This window comes from Streptomyces sp. WZ-12, assembly GCF_028898845.1.
Classification (GTDB): domain Bacteria; phylum Actinomycetota; class Actinomycetes; order Streptomycetales; family Streptomycetaceae; genus Streptomyces.
On sequence record NZ_CP118574.1, the window covers coordinates 8,799,892 to 8,823,347 of the forward strand.

Here is a 23,456-nt window from a genome sequence, read left to right on the forward strand (position 1 = left end):
AGGAGGCAAGCATGCGTGCGACCCCCGTACCCGTACGAACGGCCGACGAGTTGTGCAAGCGCCTGAACGATGCGTTCAAGGCAGCCGGAATCCTCGCTGACGACGCCCTAGTTGCCACGTTCAAGCGCGGCGACAGTGTGGTCGAGCGGATCGCCCCTCCGCTGTTCGACGCGGAGCAGACGGAGTGCCTGTGCAAGATCGTGGAGGCGGCCCGGCGATGAGCGGTAGCACTGACGACCTGAGCAAGAAGAACGCCGAGAAGAACAGGCAGTCATCGAAATCCACTGACGCGGGCAAGAACACGAAGCGGACGTGGTAGCAGTGACCGATGGCGACCGTGTTCAATTCCGTGCCCAGGAAGAGCCCGTAACGCTGCGCGAACTCGCCGGGCTGAACCCGAACCCCACCCCGGACTGCAGCACGTGCCGGTCCTGGGACGGGAAGCGTAAGCAGGCGCGTGCGCGTGGTGACTATGCAGCGGCCGCTGTTGCCAGCGAGGAGATGTGGCGGCACCAGCTCGGGGCGAGGTGCCATGGCTGAGTCCGACGGAGGTCACCAGATGCCCTCCAGGACATCGAGTGGTGAAACGTAGAAACTGCCCCGTTCGCGCGCTCTCCCGTGGTGTGCGACGGGGCTTTGCTCCGCGCTGACTAGGGCCGCCCCGTGTCGATGACGCAGAAGCGGTTGCCCTCGGTGTCGGCCAGGACCACGAAGTCGGCGTCGTCCGGGTAGTGCGCCCAGTCGACGCGTTGGGCGCCCAGGGAGAGCAGGCGCTCGACCTCGGCGGCCTGATCCGCCGCGTCCCCGGCGTAGAGGTCGAGATGGATCCGCGGAAGCTCCTGCACGGGCGTCTCGCTGAGCCCGAGCGAGAGTGGAATGCCGGTCCCTTCCGCCGACACCAAGACCACCCAGTCGTCGGCTATCTCCTCGCGCGGGACGTATCCCAGCGCCGCGGTCCAGAACGCGGCCGCGCGTCGTACGTCCGATACCCCCAGCACCACGGAACCCACTGTCAGCATGCGGCGATTGTGCCGTACCCGAGCGCTCCGCGTTCGGCCCTGTGGACAAGCGCCCCGCTGCGGTGGAGGCCCGACGGAGACGGGCCGATAATGAACCGAAAACCGTTTCGGCTCTCCGTACGACGGGAGGCCGCGATGCGGATGCGCTTCGGGCGGATGCGCTTGGTGCGCGGCCCGGTTGGCCCCGTGGGGCCGGCTGCCCCCTTGGCCATGGTCCTCGCGTTGGCCTGCGGATGCGCCGCCTCGTCCGGTTCCGGCGCGGACGGCGGCGGCGGTTCCTCGGGCGCTCCCGTCCGCGTCGTCGCCTCGACCAATGTCTACGGGGATCTGGTGCAGACCATCGGTGGTGACAAGGTCACGGTCTACTCGATCATCAGCGACCCGGCGCAGGACCCGCACTCCTATCAGGCCAGCGCCTACGACCGCTTGGAGTTGTCCAAGGCACGGCTCGTCGTCGAAAACGGCGGCGGCTACGACGACTTCGTCGACAGGCTGTTGCAGGGCGCGGCCAACCCCTCGCCCACGGTCATCGACGCGGTGCGGGTGTCCGGCAGGACCCCGAAGGCGGGCGGGGAGCTCAACGAGCACGTGTGGTATGACCTGCCGTCGACGGGGAAACTGGGGGAGCGGATCGCGGGTGACCTGGCGAAAGTCGACCCCGCGGACGCGGCACGCTTCCGGCACAACGCGACGGCGTTCCAAGGCGAGTTGACGACGTTGGAGCGGCGCGAGGCGCGGGTCAAGGCGGAGCACGGCGGCGCGGAGGTGGCGGTCACCGAACCGCTGCCGCTCTACATGACCGGAGCCATGGGGCTGCACAACGTCACGCCCGGCGACTTCAGCCGGGCCGTGGAGGACGGCAACGACGTCTCCGCGCGCACCCTGGAGCACACGCTCGCGCTGTTCACCGGAGAGCGCGTCAAGGCGCTGGTCTACAACGCGCAGACGTCCGGACCACCGTCAGACAAGGTCGAGGCGGCGGCCAAGGACCACGGTGTCCCGGTGGTTCCGGTCACCGAAACCCTGCCCCCGGGACAGCACTACCTCGGCTGGATGTCGGCCAACATCGCGGCGATCGCGGGCGCGTTGGAGCGGCGATGAGACGCGCGGAGTTCCGCTCAGCGCTCCCGGGAACCACGGACCGGCGGGCCGGCCCGGGCGACACTGCCGCGGCGCCGGTGATCAGCCTGCGGCAGGCACGCCTGGCATACGGCGGGCGCGTGCTGTGGCACGACCTCGACCTGGACGTCGGCCCCGGGGAGTTCCTCGCCGTCCTGGGCCCCAACGGCTCGGGCAAGACCAGCCTGTTGCGGGTGCTGCTCGGCCGGCAGCGGCTGACCGGCGGCACCCTCACCGTCCTCGGCCAGCCGCCCCGCAAGGGCGATGCGCGACTCGGCTACGTGCCCCAGCACACCCTGCAACCCGCGCACACCCCGTTGCGCGCCCGCGACCTGGTGCGCCTGGGGCTGGACGGACACCGCTGGGGGCCGCCGTTGGCCCGCCGCGGGCTCCACCGCCGGGTGGCCGAACTGCTGGACGCCGTCGGGGCGGGCGCGTTCGCGGACCGCCCGATCGGGCAGCTCTCCGGCGGCGAGCAGCAGCGGGTCCGGATGGCGCAGGCGCTCGCCACCGACCCGCGCATCCTGCTGTGCGACGAGCCGCTGCACTCCCTGGACCTCCGGTCCCAGCGCACCGTCACCGACCTGGTCGGCGAGCGGCGCCGCTCCGCCGGTACCGCCGTGGTGTTCGTGACGCACGAGATCAACCCCGTACTGGGGCTGGTGGATCGGGTCCTGTACCTGGCCCGGGGCGGGCATCGGGTCGGGCCGCCGGACGAGGTGATGACCTCCCAGGCGCTGACGGAGCTCTACGGCACCCGGATCGACGTGGTCCGGGCCGGGGGCCGGATCGTGGTGGTCGGGGCGCCCGAGGAGGGCGCGGGGCACGTGCACTCCAACGGGCCGGCTGAGGCGGGCGGGGGAGCGGACCCGTGAGCGGGCCGGTAGCCGGATGGGCGTTGCTCGCCGACGGCGCGGGCGGCACCGGGATCTGGTCACAGATCATCAACTTCGACCACTACGGCGAACTGCTCGGGCTGGTCCAGAACTCCCTGTTCGCCGGGGTGTTGCTCGGACTGGTCGGCGGGCTCGCCGGCGTCTTCGTCGTCATGCGGGACCTGCCGTTCGCGGTGCACGGCATCAGCGAGCTGTCGTTCGCCGGCGCCTCCGCGGCGTTGCTGGCCGGGGTGAACATCGTCGCCGGATCGATCGCCGGCTCCCTGATCGCGGCCGGGGCGATCGGTCTGCTGGGCGTCCGCGCCCGCGACCGCAACGCCGTGATCGGCATCATCATGCCGTTCGGACTCGGCCTCGGCGTGCTGTTCCTGTCGCTCTACAAGGGCCGCGCGGCCAACAAGTTCGGCATCCTGACCGGCCAGATCATCGCCGTCAGCGCACCCGAGACCGCCTGGCTGCTCGGCACCTCGCTGGTGGTGCTGCTCGCGCTGGCGATCGTCTGGCGGCCGCTGACCTTCGCCAGCGTGGACCCCGAAGTGGCCGCGGCGCGGGGCGTCCCGGTCCGCGCCCTGTCCCTGGCGTTCATGCTGGTGTTGGGACTGGCCGTGGCGCTGTGCGTACAGATCGTGGGGGCCTTGCTGGTGCTGTCCCTCTTGGTGACCCCGGCGGCCGCGGCGGCCCGGATCACCGCCTCGCCGCTGCTGCTCCCCGTGTTGAGCGTGGTCTTCGCGCTGTGCGCGATGGAGGGCGGCATCCTGCTCTCGCTCGGCGGCACCGTCCCCGTCAGCCCCTACGTCACCACCATCGCCTTCGCCCTCTACCTCGGCTGCCGACTGGTGGCGGCCCGGCGCACCGCCCGCCGGCCGGGGGCGAGCGCGCCCGGCTCGCCGCGCGACGCCGTCCGGTCGCACACTTGAAGGATCCGGTACGGACGGAAGGAGTCCCCAGATGCACCCCGTCGCGCTCGCCGGTACCGCCGCCGGACGCCTCGCGCACCACGCGGTCTCCGGTGTGGTGGGCGCCCTGATCGTCAAGGGCGCAGCCAAGCACCTGCCAGGGGCGAAGCCCGCCGTGCGCAAGGCAGTTGTGGGCTCCGTGGCCGGCGGGATCGTCGCGGGGCGGTGGTTGGCGGCGGCCGCCGAGGAGGCCCGGCTCAAGGTCGGTGACGTGCTGGCCGAGGCCCGCACGTCACTGGGCGAGGAGGTCCCACCGCCGTCCGCGGTCGCCACCGAGGGCCCCGAGCCCGACCACGGGCACGAGCACTGACCATGTCCGGGGTGGAGGTCTGCTCCGTCGCCGCGGGCAGGGCGCGGCTGACCGTGCCGTGGGTGCGGGCCCGACCCGGCAGCGCCGGCCTGGTCGACGAGCGGCTGGCCGGCCTGCGCGGCTTCCGGGCCCTGCGGATCTTCCCGCGCACCGGCAGCGTCGTGATCTGGATGACCCCGGACCTGCTGGACGTCGACCGCCTGGTCGCCGCCCTGCAAGACGCCCCGCCCGCCGCGGCGCCCGCCAGACCCACCCGCTCCACCCCCGACTCCTCCACCGGCGAACTGGCCAGGCTCGCGGTCGGCGGCGCCGTCCTCGCCGTCGTGGCGCTGCGCAGATTGCTGCGCCGCCCCCGCCTCGCCGTCGGATCCTCCGGACTCCTGGGCGCGATCACCCTGTTCACCGGGGTCCCGTTCTTCCGCGGCGCCCTGCGGACCCTGCGCGGCCGCGGCCACCCGGGAACGGACACCCTCGTCACCGCGGCGACGGTGATCTCGCTGGTGCTGCGCGAGAACGTGGTCGCCCTGACCGTCCTGTGGCTCCTCAACATCGGCGAGTTCCTCCAGACCCTGACCCTGCGCCGCACCCGGCGCGCCATCGCGGACCTGCTCACCGTCGGCGAGGAGCGGGTCTGGCTGGTGCGCGAGGCGGGCGTCGAGGCCGAGGTGGCGCTGGAGGAGGTCGCCCCCGGCGATGTCGTCGCCGTCTACGAGCACCACCGCATCCCGGTCGACGGCCAAGTCACCGGCGGCGACGCCCTCGTGGACCAGGCCGCGATCACCGGCGAGGCGCTGCCCGTCTACGCCCGCGCGGGCGCCGAGGTGTACGCGGGGACGATCGTCACCTCCGGCTCGTTGCGGGTGCGGGCCGCCTCGGTCGGCGCGGACACCACCGTCGGCCGGATCATCAGCCGGGTCGAGGAGGCCCAGTCCGACCGGGCGCCGATCCAGACCGTCGCCACCCGCTTCACCCGCCGCTTCGTCCCGGTCTCCTTCGCCCTGGCCGCGCTGACCTACGTCGTCACCCGCGACGCCCGCCGCGCCATGACCATGCTGCTGGTCGCCTGTCCATGCGCCGCCGGGTTGGCCACTCCCACCGCGATCAGCGCCGCCATCGGCAACGGCGCCCGGCGCGGCACCCTGATCAAGGGCGGCACCCACCTGGAGGGCGTCGGCCGGGTCACCGCCGTCGTCTTCGACAAGACCGGCACCCTCACCTTCGGCCGCCCACTGGTCACCAGCGTGGTCACCCTCAGCGCCCGCCACACCGCCGACCAGGTCCTGAGCCTGGCCGCCTCCGGCGAGCTGCACGCCCGCCACCCGCTGGCCCAGGCCATCGTCGCGCACACCGAGCAGCAGCACCTGCGCGCCCCCATCCACCAGGCATGCGAGGTCGTCCTCGGCATGGGCATGCGTGCCGAACTCGACGGCACCCGGCTGCTGGTGGGCAGCCCGGCCCTGTTGCGCCGGCACGGCGTCGAGCTCACGGAGGAGGCACACGGCTGGACGGAACAGTTGCGCGCCGGCGGCGAGACGGTCATCTGCATCGCCCACGACGAGGAGTTGATCGGCCTGCTCGGCGTCTCCGACGCGGTGCGCTCCGGCGCCGCCACCGTGGTCCGGCAGCTCACCGAACTCGGCGTCGCCCGGCTCGTCCTGCTCACCGGCGACGCGCCCGAGACCGCCCAGGTCGTCGCCGACACCCTCGGCATCACCGAGGTGCACGCGCACGCCCTGCCCGAGGGCAAGCTCCAACTGATCCGCGACCTCCAGGCGGAGGGCCACACCGTCGCGATGGTCGGCGACGGCACCAACGACGCCCCCGCCCTGGCCCTCGCCGACGTGGGCATCGCCATGGGCGCGCACTCGTCCCATGTGGCGCTGGAGACCGCCGACATCGCCCTGCCCGGCGACGACCTGCGGCAGGTCGCCGCGGTCGTCGAACTCAGCCGCCACACCCTGCGGGTGGTCCGCCAGAACTACGGTCTCGCCATCGGCGTCAACCTCCTCGGCCTGATCGCCGGCGCCGGCGGCACCATGAACCCGGTGCTCGCCGCCCTGCTCCACAACACCAGCAGCATCGCGGTGGTCGGCAACTCCGCCCGGCTGGTCAACCACACCCCGCACCTGCCCCAGACCACCGAAATGCCGCTGCGCGCGGCCCCGTTGGAGGACCGGAGGGTGAGCTGACCACCCGGGGTCGGCTACCGCACTAGCGGTTCTGTGCCCACCACATCGCCAGGCCGATGACCGCGGTGCCCAACGTGTAGGACGCGCCGCGCAGGAAGTTGGTGGCGACGAGCCGGCCGTAACGGCGCCACGGGTCGGGGAATCGACGGGGTGTTGACGGACGCTCCTCCATGGTCTGCATCTGGAGCCCCTCTCGTGAAACGCGGAGAACTGGCGGTTCCACCGGGGGAGCCGCTCTCTTGCGTTACGTAAGAGCTTACGAGGTTGTGCGCTTGTGAACCCGTCGTGCGCCCCGGCGTGTTCGCACGAAAATGCGCCGGTCGGCGGCCACGACGGCGCGCGGGCGCCTCAATCCTGGTGCGGAGGCACCGACTTGGCGTCCACACCGCCGCCCAGGGGGCGTTGGGGCTCGCCGCCGCCCGTCACGCCCCGGCGCCCTCGCCTCCGCTCCCGGCCGGCTGCGCGGGACTGGTGAGCGCGTGGATGACGCGCGGGACGAGGTCGTCGGTGCGATGTGCGGTGCCGTGGATGAGCCGTTGGGCGGTGAGACCCTCGAAGAGGGCGACGAGCAGACGGGTCAACTCCTCGGCGGGAACGGCCGGCCGGGCACCGGTCCGGGCCAGCGCCGCGGACAGCACCTCGGTCAGGCCCTCGGTGAGACGCTCCTCATGGACCGCGAGCTGCTCGGCGACCGCGGGGTTGCGGGCCGCGTGCAGGGTGAACTCCATGGAGACCAGGAACCACTGCCGCTCCTGCCGGGTCCGACCCGCGATCCGCTCCTGGAGCTGGACCAGCGGGTGCTTGCCCGCCTCCGGATGCTCCGCGGCGTCCTTGAGCTCCGCCAACAGCCGGTCGGTGTGGGTGTCGTACAGGGTGAGGAAGAGCTCTTCCTTGTCGCGGTAGTTGGAGTAGAAGGCACCCCGGGTCAGCCCCGCGCGCTCCACGATGTCGCTGATCGACGTGGCGTGGAACCCCTTCTCGGTGAACAGCGCCCAGGCGCTCTCGGTGAGGGCGGCGCGCGTCAGGGGGCGGCGCTTGGTGGGTGACTTGGGCACGGCGGGGTCCTTCGGTGCCGCCTTCGGGGCGGCGGTCGATCGCGGTCAGTCCTGCCGAGCGTAGTCGTCGTAGAAGCCGCGCCCGGACTTCACGCCCAGGTGGCCGGCGTCCACGTACTGCCGGAGCAGCTCGCGCGGCCCGACGGGCAGGGCGGGGTTCTCCGCCGCGTAGTGGTTCTCGATGTCCAGCACGACGTCCAGACCGACCTGGTCCATCGCCCGGAACGGGCCCGCGGACAGACCGGTGTTGATCCGCCACATCGCGTCCACGTCCTGGGGCGTGGACACCCCCTCGGCGACGACGGACAGGGACTCGCGCTTGATGGCCGCCCAGATGCGGTTGAAGATGAAGCCGGTGCTCTCGCGGCGCGCCTCGAAGGGGAGGACGCCGTAGTGCGGCAGTTCCGCCAGGAGCAGGTCCAGCACCGCCCGGTCCGTGTGGCCGCTGGACATCAGGTCCACCGCAGGCTGCCGGGGCGGCATGTAGAAGTGCATGTTCAGCACGCGCTCGGGGCGGGTCACCCGGTCCGTGAACTGACTGGTCGGGTACGACGAGGAGTTGCTCGCCAGGATCGCATCGGCGTCCGCGAGCGCATCCAGCTCCGCGAACATCTGCTTCTTCAGCTCCAGGCGCTCGGGCACCGCCTCGACCACCAGCCAGGCACCGGCCAGGGCCGCGGCCAGATCCACGGTGGCGCTCGCCGTGCCCGGCTCGCCGCCCTCGACGCCGGCGGCGGTGGCGGCCACGTGCCGCGCGACGTACTCCCGGGCCGCCTGCCCGGCCTCCGCCGACGGGTCGTAGACGCGGACCTGACCGCCGCGGGTGGCGAACATCAAGGCGATGCGCCGGCCCAGCGTGCCCGCGCCGATGACGGCGACCGGTCGCCGGTGGATGTCCGTGGGAAGCGTGAACGACATGGCTTTTCCTCCTGTGCGGTGGCGCTGACGGCGCCGTTCCCGGGCGGGCCGCCACGGGGTTTGCGACAACCAGCCATCGGATACACAATGTATCCGATACATGGTGTATGCAAACTGGCGGCCCACCCCGCCTCCGATCCCAGGAGAATCCCGATGCGCTCCGCAGACGTCCGCCGCCACCTCGGCACCCCGCTGACCACGCCCGTTTACCCGCCCCGCGCCACCCGCTTCACGGACCGCGAATACCTCAACGTCGTCTACCGCACCGACCCCGACGCGCTGCGCGCCGTGGTACCCGAACCGCTGGAGATCGACGAACCGCTGGTCCGCTTCGAGGTCATGAAGATGGGCGACGTCGAGGGCTTCGGCCCCTACCTGGAGTGCGGACAGGTCATCCCCGTCCGTCACGGCGCCGAGCGCGGCGCATACCTGCACGCCATGCACCTGGACAACTTCGGCGCCACCGCCGCCGGCCGGGAGCTCAGTGCCTACCCCAAGACCACCGGCAGCCCCGCCCTCTTCGTCGAACACGGCGCCCTCGTCGGCACCCTGGACTACGGCAGCCAGCGCGTGGCCACCGCGACCATGCCGTACAAGTGGGAGCCCCTCGACCCGGCGCAGGCCCGCGAACAGATCACCGTGCCCACCTACGCCGTCAAGATCGTCCCCGACTACACCGGCGCGCTGCAGGTCTGCGACCTGGTCCGCACCGAGATCACCGACATCACCGTCAAGGGCGCCTGGACCGGCCCCGCCCGCCTCCAACTCAACGCCCACGTCATGGCGCCCCTGGCCGACCTGCCCGTCCTGGAGGTCGTCTCGGCCAGCCACCTCCTCGCCGACCTCACCCTCGCCCCCGTACACCCCGTCCACGACTACCTCACGGACTGACCGCACGGCCTCACCAACGGGGCACCGCGCCGCTCCTCACCCCTCCCCGTCGATCGCCCGGTTGGCGGGGCGGACTGTTGGCCCGGGGCCGGGCTGGGTACCTCGCCAGGGGCCGCGCACCGCGCCCCGAGGACCAGCAAACCGAAGGAGCCGCTGTGAAGTTCGGTGTCTCGACCTTCTTCACCGACCAGGGGATCGCGCCGACCGCGTTGGGGCCCGCCCTGGAAGAGCGGGGACTGGACTCGCTGTTCATCGCCGAGCACACCCACATCCCCGTGGAGCGTCGCACCCCGTACCCGGGCGGCGGCGAGCTCCCCGAGATCTACTACCGCACCCTCGACCCGTTCGTGGCGCTCGCCGCGGTCGCCGCGGTCACCGAGCGACTCCTGTTGGGCACCGGCATCGCGCTGGTGGTCCAGCGGGACCCGATCACCACCGCCAAGGAAGTGGCCTCCCTGGACCTGATCTCCGGCGGGCGGGCGATCTTCGGCGTCGGCATCGGCTGGAACCGCGAGGAGATGGCCAACCACGGCACCGACCCCCGCACCCGCGGCCACCTGGTCGACGAACGACTGCAGGCCATCCGGGAACTGTGGACACAGGAGAAGGCCGAATTCCACGGGGAGTTCGTCGACTTCGACCCCGTCTACTCCTGGCCGAAGCCGGTCCAACGGCCCCACCCACCCATCTACGTGGGAGGCGGCGAGGGCGCCTTCCCCAGGGTGGCCGCCCTCGGCGACGCCTGGCTGGCCAACAGCACCTCGCCCGACCAACTGGGGCCGCAGATCGAGCGGTTGCGCGGCACCGCGGGCCGCGACGTGCCGGTGACCGTCTACGCGGTCCCCTCGGACCCCGACATCATCGAGCGCTACGCCCAACTCGACGTCGAGCGCCTGCTGTTCTACCTGCCGACGGTCCCGGAACCGGAGACACTGGGACACCTCGACCGGTTCGCCGAGGTCGCCGGACGCTTCCGGTGAGCCGGACGGGGGAGTGGCGGGGGGAGCGGACGGGGCGGCCGTGCCGACGATGACGCCCGAGCGGGCACGGGAGTGCTTCGCGCACTCCCGCGTCGCCCGCCTCGCCACCGTCGACGCCGGGGGCCGCCCACACCTGGTGCCGGTGGTGTTCGCCCTCACCGGCGACACCCTCGCCTTCGCTGTCGACCACAAACCCAAGCGCACCAGCGCGCTCAAGCGCCTGGCCAACATCCGCACCAACCCCGCGGTCTCCCTCCTCGTCGACGACTACGACGAGGACTGGGACCACCTGTGGTGGGCACGGGCCGACGGCACGGCCACCGTGCTGCCACCGGCCGCCGACGCGGAGCGCTCCGCCGGCCACGTGCGGTTCCTGACGGCGAAGTACCGCACGCAGTACGCGGAACGCCTGCCGGAGGGCCCCGTCGTGGAGGTGGCGGTGACCCGTTGGTCCGGCTGGCACGCCACCTGAGCAACCGGGCCACGGGCTGGCAAGCAACCGCGCCACGGGCTGCCATGGGCATGCGTCAATCGCGCTCTGCTGACTGCGCGGCGGCCCGAGCCTGCCCGAGCTCCTGCGCTCCAGCCGCCTCAACCCCGCCAGGAACCAGACCACTTGAGGGCGGGCCCGGTGCCTCAGCCCCGCGGCGTCGTCCCGAGCGCGTGGGGAGCGAGCACATCGGCGATGGTCTGGTTGCGGGGCGCCGCGATGCCCAGTTCGGCGGCCATGTCGGCAACTCCACCGCTGAGCCAGGGAAGTTCCAGGCGGTTGCCGCTCTCCAGGTCGTGGTGCATGGAGGCGGTCATGCCCGCGGGCAGGGTGTCGATGAAGGCCAGCCGGTCGTCGACGAACCCCTCGTCCAGCGCCACGCCCGACGCCCGGGCCACCGCCACCGTCTCGGCCATGACGTCACGGAGCAGGGCCCGGGTGCGCGGATCGTCCCGAATGACGCCGATCGGCCGGCGCACGGCCGCCGTGGTGGCGGAGAGGCCGACGAGGAACACGAACTTCTGCCAGATCACCCGAGCGATGTCGTCGCTGATCTCGGCCTCGATACCGGCGGCACGACAGGCGGCGAGCAACTCCTCCGCCAGGGGCCGCCGTTCGGAGTGGTAGGGGCCGAACACCATCTTCTGGAGCGTGCCGGTGTGCGCGACGACGCCGGGCTCCTCGATGTGGGCGGCGATGAAACAGGCGCCGCCGACGATGTCCCGCTCGGGGAGATGACGCCGCAGCACGGTGTCCTTCTGCACCCCGTTCTGCAGGGACAGCACGGCCGTCCCCCGGGCGACCAGGGGCGCGAGCTGCTTGGCCACCTCCTCGGTGTCCCACAGCTTGACGGCGACCAGGACCAGATCCGTGGGCCCGAGTTCGTCGACGCCGCCCACCACCCGGTCCGGCGCGGTGCGGACGTCCCCCAACGAGCTGCGGACCAACAGCCCGTCGCGCCGGATGGCTTCGAGATGCCGGCCGCGCGCGACGAAGGTGACGTCGGCGCCCGCTGCCGCGAGACGGGCGCCGAAGTAGCCGCCGACGCCGCCGGCGCCGAGAACCGCGATACGCACGCTGGTGCTCCTTCCTACGGGCGGCGGGTGCCCGCCCGGTACGGGTTGCCGTGGAGGCTACCCGCGGACCGTGCTCCCGTCGGAGCCGCGCGCCACCGAGTGTGGTGAGCTTGATCACGGGCGCAGGAGGCCGGGGTGGGTGGTGGTGCTACCCCCCTCACGCCTGGAGGGCCTGCGGGATGGGCTGTTGCCGCTCTGTGCAGCAAGGTCGGTGAGGAGTGACCGGCCGAGGCGCTCGGACCGGGGCGGGCTGGAAGGTCAGGGGGCGGGTGGCATGCGGGTCTGGTGGGCGAGGTGTCTGGTCGCTGCGCTGGCAGTTGTGGCGGCGGCGAGCGGGACGGCCGCGGCGGGTCCTGCTCGGGCGGGGCAGGACACCGAGCAGGGCGTGGAGTTCCGCAGCGGGGAAGTGACACTGCACGGCACGGTCACGGCACCCGCGGGGACGGCACGGCGGCGGCGGCCCGGGATCGTGCTGGTGCACGGTTCGGGTCCGGAGACGCGGGCGAAGTACCGGGTCGAGGCGCAGGCCATGGCACGGTCCGGGTTCGTGGTCCTCAGCTACGACAAACGCACCGCGGGATACTCGCTGACCCAGCGGTCCTACCCCCAACTCGCTGACGACGCCCTGGCGGGTGTCCGGGTGCTGCGCGGGCGCGCCGATGTGGATCCCCGCAGGGTCGGGCTCTGGGGGTTCAGCGAGGGCGGCTGGGTCGTTCCCCTCGCGGCCGCGCGCTCGGCGCAGGTCTCGTACGTGGTACTGGTCGGCGCATCCGGGGTGTCCCCGGCCCGGCAATCGGCGTGGTCTCTGGAGAACAGGCTCTGGCACGAAGGCGTCGCGGGATCGCTGCTGCGGACGGTACCCGTCACCGGCACGCGGTTCCTCACGGACGCCGGCCTGCTCCCCGAGGCGGACTACGATCCGCTGCCGGCGCTGCGGCGCGTGCACCAGCCGGTTCTCGCCCTGTGGGGTGACGATCAGCAGTCGCCCCCGGCGGAGAGCGCCGTCGCCATCGGGAAGGCGCTGAGGGACGGCGGCAACACCGATGTGACTCTTCGCTTCTTCCCGCACGCCGATCACAAACTGCGTACCTCCTCCGACGGGTTCCAACGGGGCGAGCACGTGGTGCCCGGCTACGTCGAAACCATGGCCTCCTGGGTCGCGGGACGCGGACACCGGACCAACGACGCCCTGCCGCACCAGGCGAGGCGAAGCCATGCCCTGGTTCCGCTACCCCACCACGAGGGACCGGCAGCGCAGGCCGCCGCATTCGCCCTCATGGTCGTCTCGTTCGCCGCGCATCTGCTGAAGGAGTGGGTGCGCCGCCTGCGCAGGCGCCCCTGTGCTCCCGGGGCGGGCCGGGCACCGCGCTGGCTGGCCGCGACGGGGCTGGCCACCTTGCTCGGCTTCCTGGGCTACCTCGCCTTCGTGACGATGACGTTGACGCCCGGGCCGGTGCTCGGCCACCGTCCGGTGTTCTGGCTCGTCCTGCAGTTGCTGGCGGCCGGGACGGTACTGGCGGCCGTGGCAACAGTGGTGAGCTGGTGGCGAGTCAGGGCATCCGTCCCAGGCCGGACCGGCGCCCGCCTCGGGCTACTGGTCCTCGCCAGTGCGGTGTTCGTACCCTGGGCACTGTTCTGGGGTCTGGCGGCACTGTAGGTGACGCACCTGGGGTTTGGCGTCGGGCACGGGATGGGTGTCCAACACCAGCTCCTGATAAGAGACTTGGCCGTCGGGATGGTTCGGCGTTCCTCTGGCCGTCGCCTGCGGTGTCGTACTCACCCTCCCCACCCGTGTCCGACGGCCGAGAAGCTCACGTTGTGCCCGTGGTGTTCGTGGTGCCGGTGGCCGGCACGCTTCACGTTTCCGTGTCCGTGGTGACCTCTGTGGCAGCTACGGTGTGCGGGCCGGTGAGGGGGAGGGCGTTCTCGCGGTACCGGGTGGGCAGTTCGGCGCGGAGCGGCCGCGTGGCGACTCGGTCAGGTCCTCCAGTACCGGGAGCGCGTCATGGAGGAGGCGCCGCCCGTTGGGTGCCATGCGCGCGAGTTCCTCGGCGAGGACGCCGGCCGTCTCCCGGTGTCCGGCGGCGGATCACGCCACAGGGGGCAGCAGGGCCGAGCCGCCCGCGAGGCCGATGCGTTGGAGGACCGCCGAGACGTGGCGGGTGAGCAGCTCGCGGGCGGTGGGGCCGTCGCCCCGGCGGATGGCCTCGGTGATGGCGGTGTGCTCGCCGAGGTCGTCGGCGGCGTGGCCGGGGCCCGCGGTCGAGGCGGCCGCGATGCGGATCTGCTGGTCCCAGAGGGTCTCGTAGAGCCGGGCCAGGACGGGGTTGCCGCCGGCCTGCACGAGCTGGGTGTGGAAGGCGCGGGCGACGTCCAGCGCCCGCTTGGGCGAGGCGTCGTCCCCGGCCTGCGGCAGTGCCTCGGCGGCCGCGCGCATCGCCTCCGGCCCGCGCGCCGCCAGCGCGTCCAGCGCGAAGAGCTCCATCAGCAGCCGTGCCTGGAGGACGGCGTGCGCCTCGCCGGGCGTCACGGGGACGACCAGCGCGCCGCGCTTGGGGTAGAGGCGCAGGAACCCCTCGGCCTGCAATCGCAGGAACGCCTCGCGCACGGGGGTGTTGGACAGGCCCAGCTCGGTGGCGACGCCGCGTTCGGAGAGCAACTCGCCGCCCGGGTAGCGGCCGTCCAGGAGACGCTCCCTGACGTGGGTGTATGCGCGGTCGGCGGTCGGCTTCGACGGTGTCATGGCACCCATTGTGCCCCCTCGCCGCACGCATCCACCTAATCTTCCGTCTATGCTTACGTCCATCATGGTGATGCCCGCCCGCCCCTCCGCGCTCCCGCCGGGTCGCTGGCGGGGGAGGGGGGTGGCGGCCGTGGCGGTCGGCGGGCACGGGCCGGCCGGAGCCGCTGGCCGGCCTGAGAACGCCAGCGTCGAGCCGCGATCGCCTTGACCTCCGGAGGCCCACGCACCCCACGCACCCCACGCACCCCACGAAAGCCACCCTCTCCATGCCCGATTCCCCGTCCTCGCTGAACAAGGAGACGCGATGCCCACCGCCCTCTTCGTGACCTGTCTCAATGACACGCTCTATCCAGGCACCGGCCAGGCGGCCGTGACCCTCCTGCGGCGGCTCGGCGTGGCGGTGGACTTCCCCCAACAGCAGAGCTGTTGCGGGCAGATGCACTACAACACCGGCTACCGCAAGGAGACCGCGAAGCTGGCCCGCCACTTCGTGGAGGTCTTCGGCGAGTACGACGAGATCGTCGTGCCCTCCGCCTCCTGCGGCGGGCTCCCCTCCGAGGCGTACGAGAGCGCGGCCGAGGCCGCCGGGGACGCCGGACTGCTCCGCGACGTGCGCGAAATCGCCCCGCGCGTCCACGAGTTGACGCAGTACCTCACCGACACCCTCGGCGTGGAGGACGTGGGCGCCCACTTCCCGCACCGCGTCACCTACCACCCCACCTGCCACAGCCTGCGGGCGAGGGGACTGGGCGACCGCCCGTACCGCCTGCTGCGTGCCGTCGGGGGCATCGACTTCGTCGAACTGCCCGCACAGGAGGAGTGCTGCGGGTTCGGCGGCACCTTCTCGGTCAAGAACGGGGCCGTCTCCGGGGCTATGAACGGCGACAAGGCCCGGCACGTGCTGGAGACCGGGGCCCACGTCCTGGCCGCGGTCGACAACTCGTGCCTGATGAACATCGGCGGCCGGCTCACCAAGGACGGCCACGCCGTCCGCACCATGCACCTGGTCGAGATCCTGGCCCGCACCGAGGCCGACGGTCCGCTCGCGGACGTCCCGGTCGCGCGGAACGGAGCACTGCGTTGAGCAAGACCTTCATGGGCTGGCCCACCTTCCCCAAGGCCGCCGAGACCGCCACCGCCGACGAACAGTTGCGCGCGAACGTGCGCCGCGCCACCCACACCATCCGCACCAAACGCGCCGCACTGGTCGAAGAGCGCCCGGACTGGCAGGACTTGCGGGACACCGCGGCCGCGCTCAAGGACGACGTGCTCGCCCACCTCGACACGTACCTGGAGCAGATCGAGGAGAAGGTCACCGCGGCCGGCGGGACCGTCCACTGGGCCGCCGACGCCGACGAGGCCAACCGCATCGTCACCGGCCTCGTCCGGGACACCGGCGAGAGTGAGATCGTCAAGGTCAAGTCGATGCTGACGGAGGAGATCGGGCTCGACGGCGCGCTGGAGGCGGCCGGGATCAGCGCCCGTGAGACCGACCTCGCCGCGACCATCGTGCAACTCGGCGACGACCTGCCGTCCCACGTCGTGGTCCCGGCGCTGCACCGCAACCGCAGCGAGATCCGCGACATCTTCGCGCGCGAGATGGGGAAGCACGGCCGACCCGCCCCCGAGGACCTCACCGACGAACCCGAGGAACTCGCCGAGGCCGCCCGGCTGCACATGCGCGAGAAGTTCCTCAAGGCCAAGGTCGCCGTCTCCGGCGCGAACTTCATGGTCGCCGAGACCGGCACCCTGTGCATCGTCGAATCCGAGGGCAACGGCCGGATGTGCCTCACCCTCGCCGACACCCTGATCTCCGTCGTCGGCATCGAGAAGACCGTCCCCACCTGGCAGGACCTGGAGGTCTACCTCCAACTCCTGGCCCGCAGCGCCACCGGCGAGCGGATGGCCCCCTACACCAGCACCTGGACCGGCGTCACCGACGGCGACGGCCCGCGCGCCTTCCACCTGGTGCTCGTCGACAACGGCCGCACCCGCGCGCTCGCCGACCCGGTCGGCCGCCAGGCGCTGCGCTGCATCCGCTGCGGCGCCTGCATGAACATCTGCCCCGTCTACGAGCGCACCGGCGGCCAAACCTACGGCTCGGTGTACCCGGGTCCGATCGGCGCGATCCTCAACCCCCTGCTCAAGGGCGCGGACGACCCGCAGACCGCCTCCCTCCCGTACGCCTCCTCGCTGTGCGGCGCCTGCAACGAGGTCTGCCCGGTCAAGATCCGGTTCACCGACGTCCTCCTCAAGCTGCGCCACGACGTCGCCGAGGGCGATGCCAAGGTCAAGCACCGCGCGGAGAAGGTCGCCCTGAAGGCCGTCGAGGGCGTCATGGACCGCGGCCCGCTGTGGAACGCCGCCGTCAAGGCCGCGGGCACCGCGGGCCGCCTGCTGCCCAAGGACATGAACCTGCCCGGACCGCTGCACGGTTGGACCGACAGCCGCGCCCTGCCCGACATCCCCAAGGAGTCCTTCCGCAGTTGGTGGAAGCGGACCGAAGGAGGCACCAAGTGAGCTCGCGCGAGACCGTATTGCGCCGTATCCGCCAGGCCACCGCCGACCTGCCCCGAGACCCCACCCCCACCCCCCGCTCCTATCTGCGCCACGCTCCCACGGTGGCGCCCGGGGACCAGGACGGCGTCCTCGCGCTGCTGATCGAGCGGCTCACGGAATACGGGGCGGAGGTGCGCCGCGTCGCCGACGCGGACCTGTCGGTGGCCGTGGCCCACGCCCTGGCGGCGGCGCGCTCCGCCGTCGCCCCCGCCGGACTGCCCGACGCCTGGCTCGCCCAGTGGTACGGCCTCGTCCGCCGCGACGCCCCACCCCTCACACCCGCCGAACTCGACGCCACCGACGCGGTGGTGACCACCTGCGCGGCCGCCATCGCCGAGTCCGGCACCCTCGTCCTGGACGGCGGCCCCGGGCAGGGCAGGCGCGCCCCCACCCTGCTGCCCGACCTCCACGTCTGCGTCGTCCGCGAGTCCCAGGTGCACTCCGCGATGCCCGAGGCGATCGGTCGCCTCGACGCGTCCCGCCCCCTGACCTGGATCAGCGGCCCCTCCGCCACCGCCGACATCGAGATGATCCGGGTCCAAGGCGTCCATGGTCCACGGCGGTTGACGGTGCTCCTCGTGCCGTGACGCGGTGCGGTGCTGTGCGGTTGCGGTGTCCGGCACGGGCGGGGGAGCTCGCTTGCGCCGGGCGCCGTGCGGAACCTCGGCCGCGGTGCCGTCCGGGGCGGATCGGAGCGTTTCCCCTCATCGCCGATGTGACCAAGATCATCGTGATTTGGCCGGCTAACTGATCTTGTGTGCAGACGAGTTGTGCCACGATCATGCCAACTATCCCGCGAGTGATCGCGTGGCCGGAGTGTCGCCTTCCTCCGGCCTCCCCCACACCATGCTCCCGAGGGGCCAACTGTGCTCAAGACCATCAGACGTGCCGTTTTGCCGGCCCTCGCCGCCACGTCCCTGCTCGTCATCACCGGGTGTTCGCAGGGGTCGTCCGACACCTCAGCGGCCGGAAAGGGCGACGGCAGGGACTCGTCGGTCACCGCCGAGAGCGCGGACGCCGATTCGCCGCTCGCGGTGGCGGCGGCGCCCACCGACGCGGCGGCGCCCACCGACGCGGCGGCGCCCACCGGTTCGGGCGCACCCAGTGCCGTGGCGAAGCCGGGCAGGGGTGGCCGACCGGCGGCCAAGTCGTCGCTGAAGATCGTCAGCTTCGACGCGAAGAGCGGGCGCGCCGTGATCGCCGGGCCGGCTCACGGCACCCCGTCGAAGGGCACCGACGAAACCGGGAACGGGCACGGAAACCGGGACGAGGGCCACGGGAAGGACCAAGGGAAGGCCCCGACCACCAAGCCCTCGACCCCGAAGCCCTCACCTTCCAAGCCCCCGGCGCCGGTTGCGGTCGGTGACGTCTTCGCCAGCGCCCCCGTTCCCGGCGCGCCGCGCGGTGCGTTGGCCAAGGTCACCGAGGTGGTGGGCAAGACCGAGCAGGGCACGGAGGTCAAGACCACACCGGCCACGCTCGGCGCCCTGCTCGGCGGCTCCACCGCCAAGGGCCGGATACCCGTCGACCCCTCGACCATGAAGGTCGAACCCATCGCCCCGCACGTGCGGGTCTCCTGGGCGAAGACCGGCACGGTGCGCTTCGGGCCCGAAGGCGCCCACCTGCCGCTGGGCGACCTGCGCCTCGACGTGAGCGCCGCCCTGCCCACCGTCCAGACGTCCGCGGGCACCGCCGACGCCTCCGCCTCCGGCTTCGTCCAACTCAAGCCCGAAGTCGACTTCTCCTACGACGGCAAGGGCACCACCACCGGTACCCCCGGCACCGCATCCGTGGGCCTGACCGGCAACTGGGCCTCACAGTGGGAACTCAAGGGCCAGGCAACCGGCGGCAAAACCATCCGACTGCCGTTCGCCAAGCTCCACAGTGACCCCGTCGTCTGGATCGGCGGCGTCGTCCCGGTCGTGGTCAACCTCGACCTCACCTGCTACCTCCAGATCGACGCCGACGGCAAGGCAAGCGTCGACGTCAAACAGGACATCAAGGGCCACTTCCAGGTCGGCGGCTCCTACAGCCGCGCCAAGGGCTGGGCCCCCGTCGCCCAGGCCGACATGCACGGCACCCCGCTGACGGCCACCGCAACGGCCGCCGGACACGTCAAGGCCGCCCTCGGCGCAGAAGCCAGCGTCGGCCTCTACGGCACCGTCGGCGTCACCGGCAAACTCGCCCCCTACCTGCGCGCCGAGGTCACGGGCACGGCCACCGGATCATCGAACGGCACCGGCTCCCTCGTCGGAAAGTGGGCGGCCTATGGTGGCGTCGACCTCTCCGGCGACCTCTGGGCCCACCTGAACATCTTCGGCACCCCTCTCTTCGAGCGCAGCATCCCCCTCGGCCCCCTCAACCACGAATGGAAACTCGCCGGCGGCGAGGGCGCGGTCCGCACACCCGCGAAGCGCCCCTGACCACACGCTGAACACCTCCCAAACCCCCGCGGATCGGACTTCCGGCGGGGGTTTGGCATACCTCGATGTACCTCTATGCCGATGTGCCTCGATATGCCTCGATGCACCTCGGCGTCGCCGTGCCCCAGGGGCAGCGCTCTCTCCGAATCCCCAACTCCCCAACTCCCCGAACCCTCGCCCCCCAAAGGGACGTCGCCGAAGCGGCCGGCCAGCCAGTCACGTCCGGCAGGCTCAACCCGCATGAGTGGGGTCGCCCGCGGCACCGTCGGCGGGTCCCACTACGGTTTGGCACATGACAGAGCGACGACGTGCGATCCTCAGCGGCTCGACCTTCGAGGAACGGATCGGCTACGCCCGCGCCGTGGTCGACGGAGACTGGGTGCACGTGTCCGGGACGACCGGCTTCGACTACACCACGATGACCATCTCCGGCGACGTGGTGACGCAGGCCGAGCAGTGCCTGCGCAACATCGAGGCCGCACTGACGGAGGCCGGCGGCACCCTCGCCGACGTGGTGCGGGTGCGCTACCTGCTCCCCGAACGCGAGGACTTCGAGCCCTGCTGGCCGGTGCTCCGCCGCCACTTCGGCCCGGTGCAGCCGGCCGCCACGATGCAGGTGTGCGGCCTCGCCGACCCCCGCATGAAGATCGAGATCGAGGTGACCGCGCGCCGAAGTGCCGCCTGACGAGCGGTTTGTGCCACCAAGGTGCGCTTTGACGGTTTTGTTCATCCCTGCATCGCGCGCCTCCGGTAATCGGCGGGCGAAATGCGGATGGAGCCTCCACCGGTCCCGCCCGTCCGGGGTCAGCCTCAGCCCGACCTCGGAACGGGCCTCCTCGGGACCACCCGGGCAGCCGTCCGCACCGAACCCCTCCACCCCCCATCCCCATCCCGATCTCCGTCCCTCGTGTCCACGTCTGTTGTTTCTGTGTTTCTGTGTTCCTGTGTAGGAGGCACCGCCGTGCTTGATCGTCTGTCGTCGCTCCCCTCTGCTGCCGCGCTGGGAGAGCTCTCGGGCGGCCGTCTGGCGAAGGAGCCGATGTCGGCAGCCGAAGCCGGTCGTGCGGTGCGGGACGAGCTACGGCCGGACGTGGACCCGCAGTTGAACATGGCGACGTTCATCACCACGTGGATGGAGCCGGAGGCCGACGCGTTGATGGCCGAGTACGCCAACCGCAACACCGTCGATGGGGTGAAGCCGCTGCGCACGGCCGAGTTGTCACGGCGCTGCATCGCCGCGCTCGCCGACCTGTGGCACGCGCCCGATGCGGACGCGGCACCCGGCGTGGCGACCGGTGGGTCCAGCGAGGCGTGCATGCTGGCGGGCCTGGCGATGCTGATGCAGTGGCGGGCCCGCCGTGGCACGCGAGGCGCCCGGCCGAACCTGGTGATGGGGACCGCGGTCCATGTCTGCTGGACGAAGTTCTGCGCCTACTGGGACGTGGAGGCCCGGAAGGTGCCGCTGGAGGGCGACCGGTTCGTCATCGACCCGCAGGCCGCGGCGGACCTCTGCGACGAGAACACCATCGGCGTCGTCACCGTGCTCGGCACCACCTTCGACGGCGCCTACGAACCGGTGCGGGAGGTGTGCGAGGCACTGGACGTGCGGGAAGAGCGGGACGGCATCGCGGTGCCGGTGCACGTGGACGCGGCCTCCGGCGGCATGGTGGCGCCGTTCCTGGAACCGCAGTTGCTGTGGGACTTCCGGCTGCCCCGAGTGATGTCGATCAACACCTCCGGCCACAAGTACGGGCTGGTCTACCCGGGGCTGGGCTGGCTGGTCTGGCGCGACGCCGCGGCCGTCCCCGCGGCGCTGGGCTTCGAGGTCGACTACACCGGCGGGGCCATGGCCAGCCAGACCCTCACCTTCACCCAGCCCGCGGCCCAAATCGCCGTGCAGTACTACCAGTTCCTGCGGCTGGGCCAGGAGGGCTACCGCGAGATCATGCAGCACTGCCGCGCTCTCGCGGGCCTCCTTGCCGACGGCATCGACGAACTCGACGGCCTGCGCGCGGTCACCCGCGGCACCCAACTGCCGGTGGTCGCCTTCACCACGCGGGACGACGCCCCGTTCACCGTGGCGGAGGTCACCGACCAACTGAGCCGACGCGGCTGGCTCGTTCCCGCCTACACCCTGCCGCCGAACCGCACTGACCTCACCGTCGCCCGCCTGGTCATCCGCCGCGACTTCTCGCCCGCCCTGGCCAGGCGTCTCACCGCCGACCTGGCTGACGCCGTGACGGCCCTGCGCGGCGGACGACCCGGCCGTTGATCCTGGCGGTTCGCCCACGTGCGTGCTGAGACCCTGGGCGCTCACTTCGCCGGTCCGCGGCCGATCAGTGATCAACGTCCGGCTCGCGCCCGTGCTCGCGACTCCTAGAGATCGAACTTCACGCAATCGACCGTGCCTCCAATCGACCGTGCCTCCACGGAAATCGTGCCTCGACGGAAATCGCGCCTCCATGGAAATGGTGCCTCCGCGGAACGTGAACTTGCTTCGATGGCGGCTTGGTGATGACTGGTGATCCCTTGGCCTCTGGTGGTCTCTGGTGATGGAGGGGGTCGCGAACCGTATTGGCCGTGCGCAGGGCCTTGAGGCACAGGGTGTGGAGGTGGAGCTCGGAGGCAGCGGTCGGGTGTCGGTGCCCCTCAGGTGAGCAGGCCACCCGCCCGCGCCAGGACGCCCATCTGACCGCCCGTCCCCGTCCCCGTCCCCATCGCCGTCGCCGTCCCCGGAGCGTGGCCAGGCGCGGTGCCATCCGGCCGCAGGCTTCGGCATGGAACTGCCACCGGAAGAGCTTCTGTCGATGCGGTAGTTGGCCGCTCGGTGCCACTCCTTTCACTGTGTCGATTATCCGGAGTGTTCGTAATTTTCCGATGGTGTTGGTTCATCGAGGGGATTGTTGCGAGGGCCTTCGGGGTTACTCAACGGTCTCTGCCGCACGGCGAGTTGGGGTGGCCGAGACTCGCCCGCTACGCCGGTCCGGTTGTTCAAGGGAAGGTAATGGAAAGGGAAAGATGTTGTCATGTCCATTCAACGCGCGTAGCGCCGGGTGTGGGCGCTGCGCTTTCCTCGAAGGGTGTCTCTCCAACCCCCCACATTTCAGGAGACGTTGATGCCCCGCGCTGCTCTGGGTCTGTCGGCCGCTGCCGTGATCATTGTCGGTGTGACCGCCGCTCCGGCGCTGGCTGATCCGCCGGCCCCGCCGTCGACGTCGACGATCCGCGCAGAATTGGCCGCCCTGAAGGTGGCCGCCCCGCACTCCATGGACGGCTACGCCCGCGACAAGTTCTCCATATGGGCCAAGCAGCCCGACGGCTGCACCACCCGCCAAGAGGTCCTCGCCCGCGACGGCAAGGACGTCCAGGACAAGCCCGGTAGCTGCCAGCCGTCGAGCGGCTCGTGGTACTCCGCGTACGACGACGCCACCGTCACCAACGTCGCCCAGGCCACCATCGACCACATGGTCCCGCTCGCCGAAGCCTGGCGCTCCGGCGCCGACGGCTGGACCGCCGACCAACGCAAGGCGTTCGGCAACGACTTGAAGGACCCCCAGCTACTGATTGCCTCGGAGTCCTCCAACAGCTCCAAGAGCGACAGCGGTCCGGCTGACTGGAAGCCGACCAACCACGCCTTCTGGTGCACCTACGCCAAGGACTACACCCACATCAAGTCGATCTGGAAGCTCACCACGACCGACGCCGAGAAGAAGGCCGTGTCCTCCATGCTCGACACCTGCACCAACTGACGCGCCGCGCCATGATCCGCCTCCCACGCACCCCAAGGGGCTCGGGCTGCGTGGGAGGCGATGCCCTGGCCGGCCCGCCGAGG

General features: G+C 71.6%; 23 protein-coding genes. 17 read left to right on the forward strand and 6 right to left on the reverse strand.

Translation table 11 applies throughout. The annotated features are described in order from the left end of the window. The first annotated feature begins 11 nt into the window (after positions 1–11). A complete protein-coding gene (locus PV796_RS38640; RefSeq protein WP_274918491.1) occupies positions 12–221 on the forward strand; it encodes a hypothetical protein in 210 nt (69 codons plus the stop codon). Positions 222–650: 429 nt separating this feature from the next. On the opposite strand, the gene PV796_RS38645 is transcribed toward PV796_RS38640, so the two are convergent. Further along, positions 651–1,019 (reverse strand): VOC family protein, encoded by a 369-nt coding sequence (locus tag PV796_RS38645; RefSeq protein WP_274918492.1) that lies wholly within the window; start codon positions 1,017–1,019, stop codon positions 651–653. A 156-nt stretch (positions 1,020–1,175) separates the two neighbouring features. Here PV796_RS38645 and PV796_RS38650 point away from each other — a divergent pair, with 156 nt between their 5' ends. Genes PV796_RS38650 through PV796_RS38670 form a run of 5 tightly spaced genes read left to right on the forward strand, consistent with a single transcriptional unit; the run spans position 1,176 to position 6,489 of the window. Continuing rightward, on the forward strand, positions 1,176–2,120 hold the full coding sequence (locus PV796_RS38650) for a metal ABC transporter solute-binding protein, Zn/Mn family (protein WP_274919387.1): 945 nt from the start codon (positions 1,176–1,178) through the stop codon (positions 2,118–2,120). After that, a complete protein-coding gene (locus tag PV796_RS38655) occupies positions 2,117–3,013 on the forward strand; it encodes a metal ABC transporter ATP-binding protein (RefSeq protein WP_274918493.1) in 897 nt (298 codons plus the stop codon). Before PV796_RS38650 ends, PV796_RS38655 begins: the two co-directional genes overlap by 4 nt. Further along, a complete protein-coding gene (locus PV796_RS38660) occupies positions 3,010–3,951 on the forward strand; it encodes a metal ABC transporter permease (protein WP_274918495.1) in 942 nt (313 codons plus the stop codon). The genes PV796_RS38655 and PV796_RS38660 overlap by 4 nt, the downstream gene beginning before the upstream one ends. 31 nt (positions 3,952–3,982) lie before the next feature. Further along, positions 3,983–4,300 (forward strand): DUF1490 family protein, encoded by a 318-nt coding sequence (locus PV796_RS38665; RefSeq protein WP_274918497.1) that lies wholly within the window; start codon positions 3,983–3,985, stop codon positions 4,298–4,300. Between the two features lie 2 nt (positions 4,301–4,302). Beyond that, on the forward strand, positions 4,303–6,489 hold the full coding sequence (locus PV796_RS38670; RefSeq protein ID WP_274918499.1) for a heavy metal translocating P-type ATPase: 2,187 nt from the start codon (positions 4,303–4,305) through the stop codon (positions 6,487–6,489). Positions 6,490–6,511: 22 nt separating this feature from the next. Here the strand turns inward: PV796_RS38670 and PV796_RS38675 are convergent, their stop codons facing one another. The 3 genes from PV796_RS38675 to PV796_RS38685 form a co-directional block, all read right to left on the reverse strand. Continuing rightward, entirely contained in the window at positions 6,512–6,670 is a 159-nt protein-coding gene (locus PV796_RS38675) for a hypothetical protein (RefSeq protein WP_274918500.1), read from the reverse strand. A 241-nt stretch (positions 6,671–6,911) separates the two neighbouring features. Then, on the reverse strand, positions 6,912–7,544 hold the full coding sequence (locus tag PV796_RS38680; RefSeq protein WP_274918501.1) for a TetR/AcrR family transcriptional regulator: 633 nt from the start codon (positions 7,542–7,544) through the stop codon (positions 6,912–6,914). Between the two features lie 45 nt (positions 7,545–7,589). Further along, a complete protein-coding gene (locus PV796_RS38685; protein WP_274918502.1) occupies positions 7,590–8,462 on the reverse strand; it encodes a 3-hydroxyacyl-CoA dehydrogenase family protein in 873 nt (290 codons plus the stop codon). A 153-nt stretch (positions 8,463–8,615) separates the two neighbouring features. Here PV796_RS38685 and PV796_RS38690 point away from each other — a divergent pair, with 153 nt between their 5' ends. From PV796_RS38690 to PV796_RS38700, 3 genes are all read left to right on the forward strand, one after another. Continuing rightward, on the forward strand, positions 8,616–9,353 hold the full coding sequence (locus PV796_RS38690; protein ID WP_274918503.1) for an acetoacetate decarboxylase: 738 nt from the start codon (positions 8,616–8,618) through the stop codon (positions 9,351–9,353). Between the two features lie 155 nt (positions 9,354–9,508). After that, on the forward strand, positions 9,509–10,333 hold the full coding sequence (locus PV796_RS38695) for an LLM class F420-dependent oxidoreductase (protein WP_274918504.1): 825 nt from the start codon (positions 9,509–9,511) through the stop codon (positions 10,331–10,333). A gap of 40 nt (positions 10,334–10,373) precedes the next feature. Continuing rightward, positions 10,374–10,805 carry a TIGR03668 family PPOX class F420-dependent oxidoreductase gene (locus PV796_RS38700; RefSeq protein WP_274918505.1) on the forward strand — a complete coding sequence of 144 codons (432 nt, stop codon included), beginning with the start codon at positions 10,374–10,376 and terminating at the stop codon, positions 10,803–10,805. A gap of 164 nt (positions 10,806–10,969) precedes the next feature. Here the strand turns inward: PV796_RS38700 and PV796_RS38705 are convergent, their stop codons facing one another. Next, positions 10,970–11,899, reverse strand: coding sequence for a ketopantoate reductase family protein (locus PV796_RS38705; RefSeq protein ID WP_274918507.1), 930 nt, complete (start codon positions 11,897–11,899; stop codon positions 10,970–10,972). A gap of 274 nt (positions 11,900–12,173) precedes the next feature. Between PV796_RS38705 and PV796_RS38710 the strand changes: the two genes are divergently transcribed. Then, the gene (locus tag PV796_RS38710; RefSeq protein WP_274918509.1) at positions 12,174–13,556 is read left to right on the forward strand and encodes an alpha/beta hydrolase family protein; all 1,383 of its coding nucleotides are present in this window, start codon (positions 12,174–12,176) and stop codon (positions 13,554–13,556) included. A gap of 432 nt (positions 13,557–13,988) precedes the next feature. Here PV796_RS38710 and PV796_RS38715 read toward each other — a convergent pair whose 3' ends face one another. Further along, the gene (locus PV796_RS38715) at positions 13,989–14,642 is read right to left on the reverse strand and encodes a GntR family transcriptional regulator (RefSeq protein WP_274918510.1); all 654 of its coding nucleotides are present in this window, start codon (positions 14,640–14,642) and stop codon (positions 13,989–13,991) included. Positions 14,643–14,946: 304 nt separating this feature from the next. On the opposite strand from PV796_RS38715, the gene PV796_RS38720 reads away from it, so the two are divergent. The 7 genes from PV796_RS38720 (at position 14,947) to PV796_RS38750 (ending at position 23,373) form a co-directional block, all read left to right on the forward strand. Then, on the forward strand, positions 14,947–15,726 hold the full coding sequence (locus PV796_RS38720) for a (Fe-S)-binding protein (protein ID WP_274918511.1): 780 nt from the start codon (positions 14,947–14,949) through the stop codon (positions 15,724–15,726). Further along, positions 15,723–17,162 (forward strand): LutB/LldF family L-lactate oxidation iron-sulfur protein, encoded by a 1,440-nt coding sequence (locus PV796_RS38725; RefSeq protein WP_274918513.1) that lies wholly within the window; start codon positions 15,723–15,725, stop codon positions 17,160–17,162. The genes PV796_RS38720 and PV796_RS38725 overlap by 4 nt, the downstream gene beginning before the upstream one ends. Further along, entirely contained in the window at positions 17,159–17,788 is a 630-nt protein-coding gene (locus PV796_RS38730) for a LutC/YkgG family protein (RefSeq protein ID WP_274918514.1), read from the forward strand. The genes PV796_RS38725 and PV796_RS38730 overlap by 4 nt, the downstream gene beginning before the upstream one ends. Positions 17,789–18,067: 279 nt before the next feature. Beyond that, entirely contained in the window at positions 18,068–19,624 is a 1,557-nt protein-coding gene (locus PV796_RS38735) for a hypothetical protein (protein ID WP_274918515.1), read from the forward strand. 292 nt (positions 19,625–19,916) lie between these two features. Further along, on the forward strand, positions 19,917–20,309 hold the full coding sequence (locus tag PV796_RS38740) for a RidA family protein (RefSeq protein ID WP_274918517.1): 393 nt from the start codon (positions 19,917–19,919) through the stop codon (positions 20,307–20,309). A 276-nt stretch (positions 20,310–20,585) separates the two neighbouring features. Further along, the gene (locus PV796_RS38745; protein ID WP_446750658.1) at positions 20,586–21,896 is read left to right on the forward strand and encodes a glutamate decarboxylase; all 1,311 of its coding nucleotides are present in this window, start codon (positions 20,586–20,588) and stop codon (positions 21,894–21,896) included. Between the two features lie 895 nt (positions 21,897–22,791). Beyond that, complete coding sequence (locus tag PV796_RS38750; RefSeq protein ID WP_274918518.1) at positions 22,792–23,373, forward strand: GmrSD restriction endonuclease domain-containing protein; 582 nt, start codon at positions 22,792–22,794, stop codon at positions 23,371–23,373. Positions 23,374–23,456 lie beyond the last annotated feature (83 nt).

What these genes read in the sequence shown, in the direction of transcription:
- PV796_RS38650 (WP_274919387.1), top strand. Translation starts at nt 1,176, where the DNA reads ATGCGCTTGGTGCGCGGCCCGGTTGGCCCCGTGGGGCCGGCTGCCCCC.
- PV796_RS38690 (WP_274918503.1), top strand. Translation starts at nt 8,616, where the DNA reads ATGCGCTCCGCAGACGTCCGCCGCCACCTCGGCACCCCGCTGACCACG.
- PV796_RS38665 (WP_274918497.1), top strand. Translation starts at nt 3,983, where the DNA reads ATGCACCCCGTCGCGCTCGCCGGTACCGCCGCCGGACGCCTCGCGCAC.
- PV796_RS38675 (WP_274918500.1), bottom strand. Translation starts at nt 6,670, where the DNA reads ATGCAGACCATGGAGGAGCGTCCGTCAACACCCCGTCGATTCCCCGAC.
- PV796_RS38655 (WP_274918493.1), top strand. Translation starts at nt 2,117, where the DNA reads ATGAGACGCGCGGAGTTCCGCTCAGCGCTCCCGGGAACCACGGACCGG.
- PV796_RS38645 (WP_274918492.1), bottom strand. Translation starts at nt 1,019, where the DNA reads ATGCTGACAGTGGGTTCCGTGGTGCTGGGGGTATCGGACGTACGACGC.
- PV796_RS38740 (WP_274918517.1), top strand. Translation starts at nt 19,917, where the DNA reads ATGACAGAGCGACGACGTGCGATCCTCAGCGGCTCGACCTTCGAGGAA.
- PV796_RS38670 (WP_274918499.1), top strand. Translation starts at nt 4,303, where the DNA reads ATGTCCGGGGTGGAGGTCTGCTCCGTCGCCGCGGGCAGGGCGCGGCTG.
- PV796_RS38640 (WP_274918491.1), top strand. Translation starts at nt 12, where the DNA reads ATGCGTGCGACCCCCGTACCCGTACGAACGGCCGACGAGTTGTGCAAG.
- PV796_RS38715 (WP_274918510.1), bottom strand. Translation starts at nt 14,642, where the DNA reads ATGACACCGTCGAAGCCGACCGCCGACCGCGCATACACCCACGTCAGG.
- PV796_RS38685 (WP_274918502.1), bottom strand. Translation starts at nt 8,462, where the DNA reads ATGTCGTTCACGCTTCCCACGGACATCCACCGGCGACCGGTCGCCGTC.
- PV796_RS38710 (WP_274918509.1), top strand. Translation starts at nt 12,174, where the DNA reads ATGCGGGTCTGGTGGGCGAGGTGTCTGGTCGCTGCGCTGGCAGTTGTG.
- PV796_RS38720 (WP_274918511.1), top strand. Translation starts at nt 14,947, where the DNA reads ATGCCCACCGCCCTCTTCGTGACCTGTCTCAATGACACGCTCTATCCA.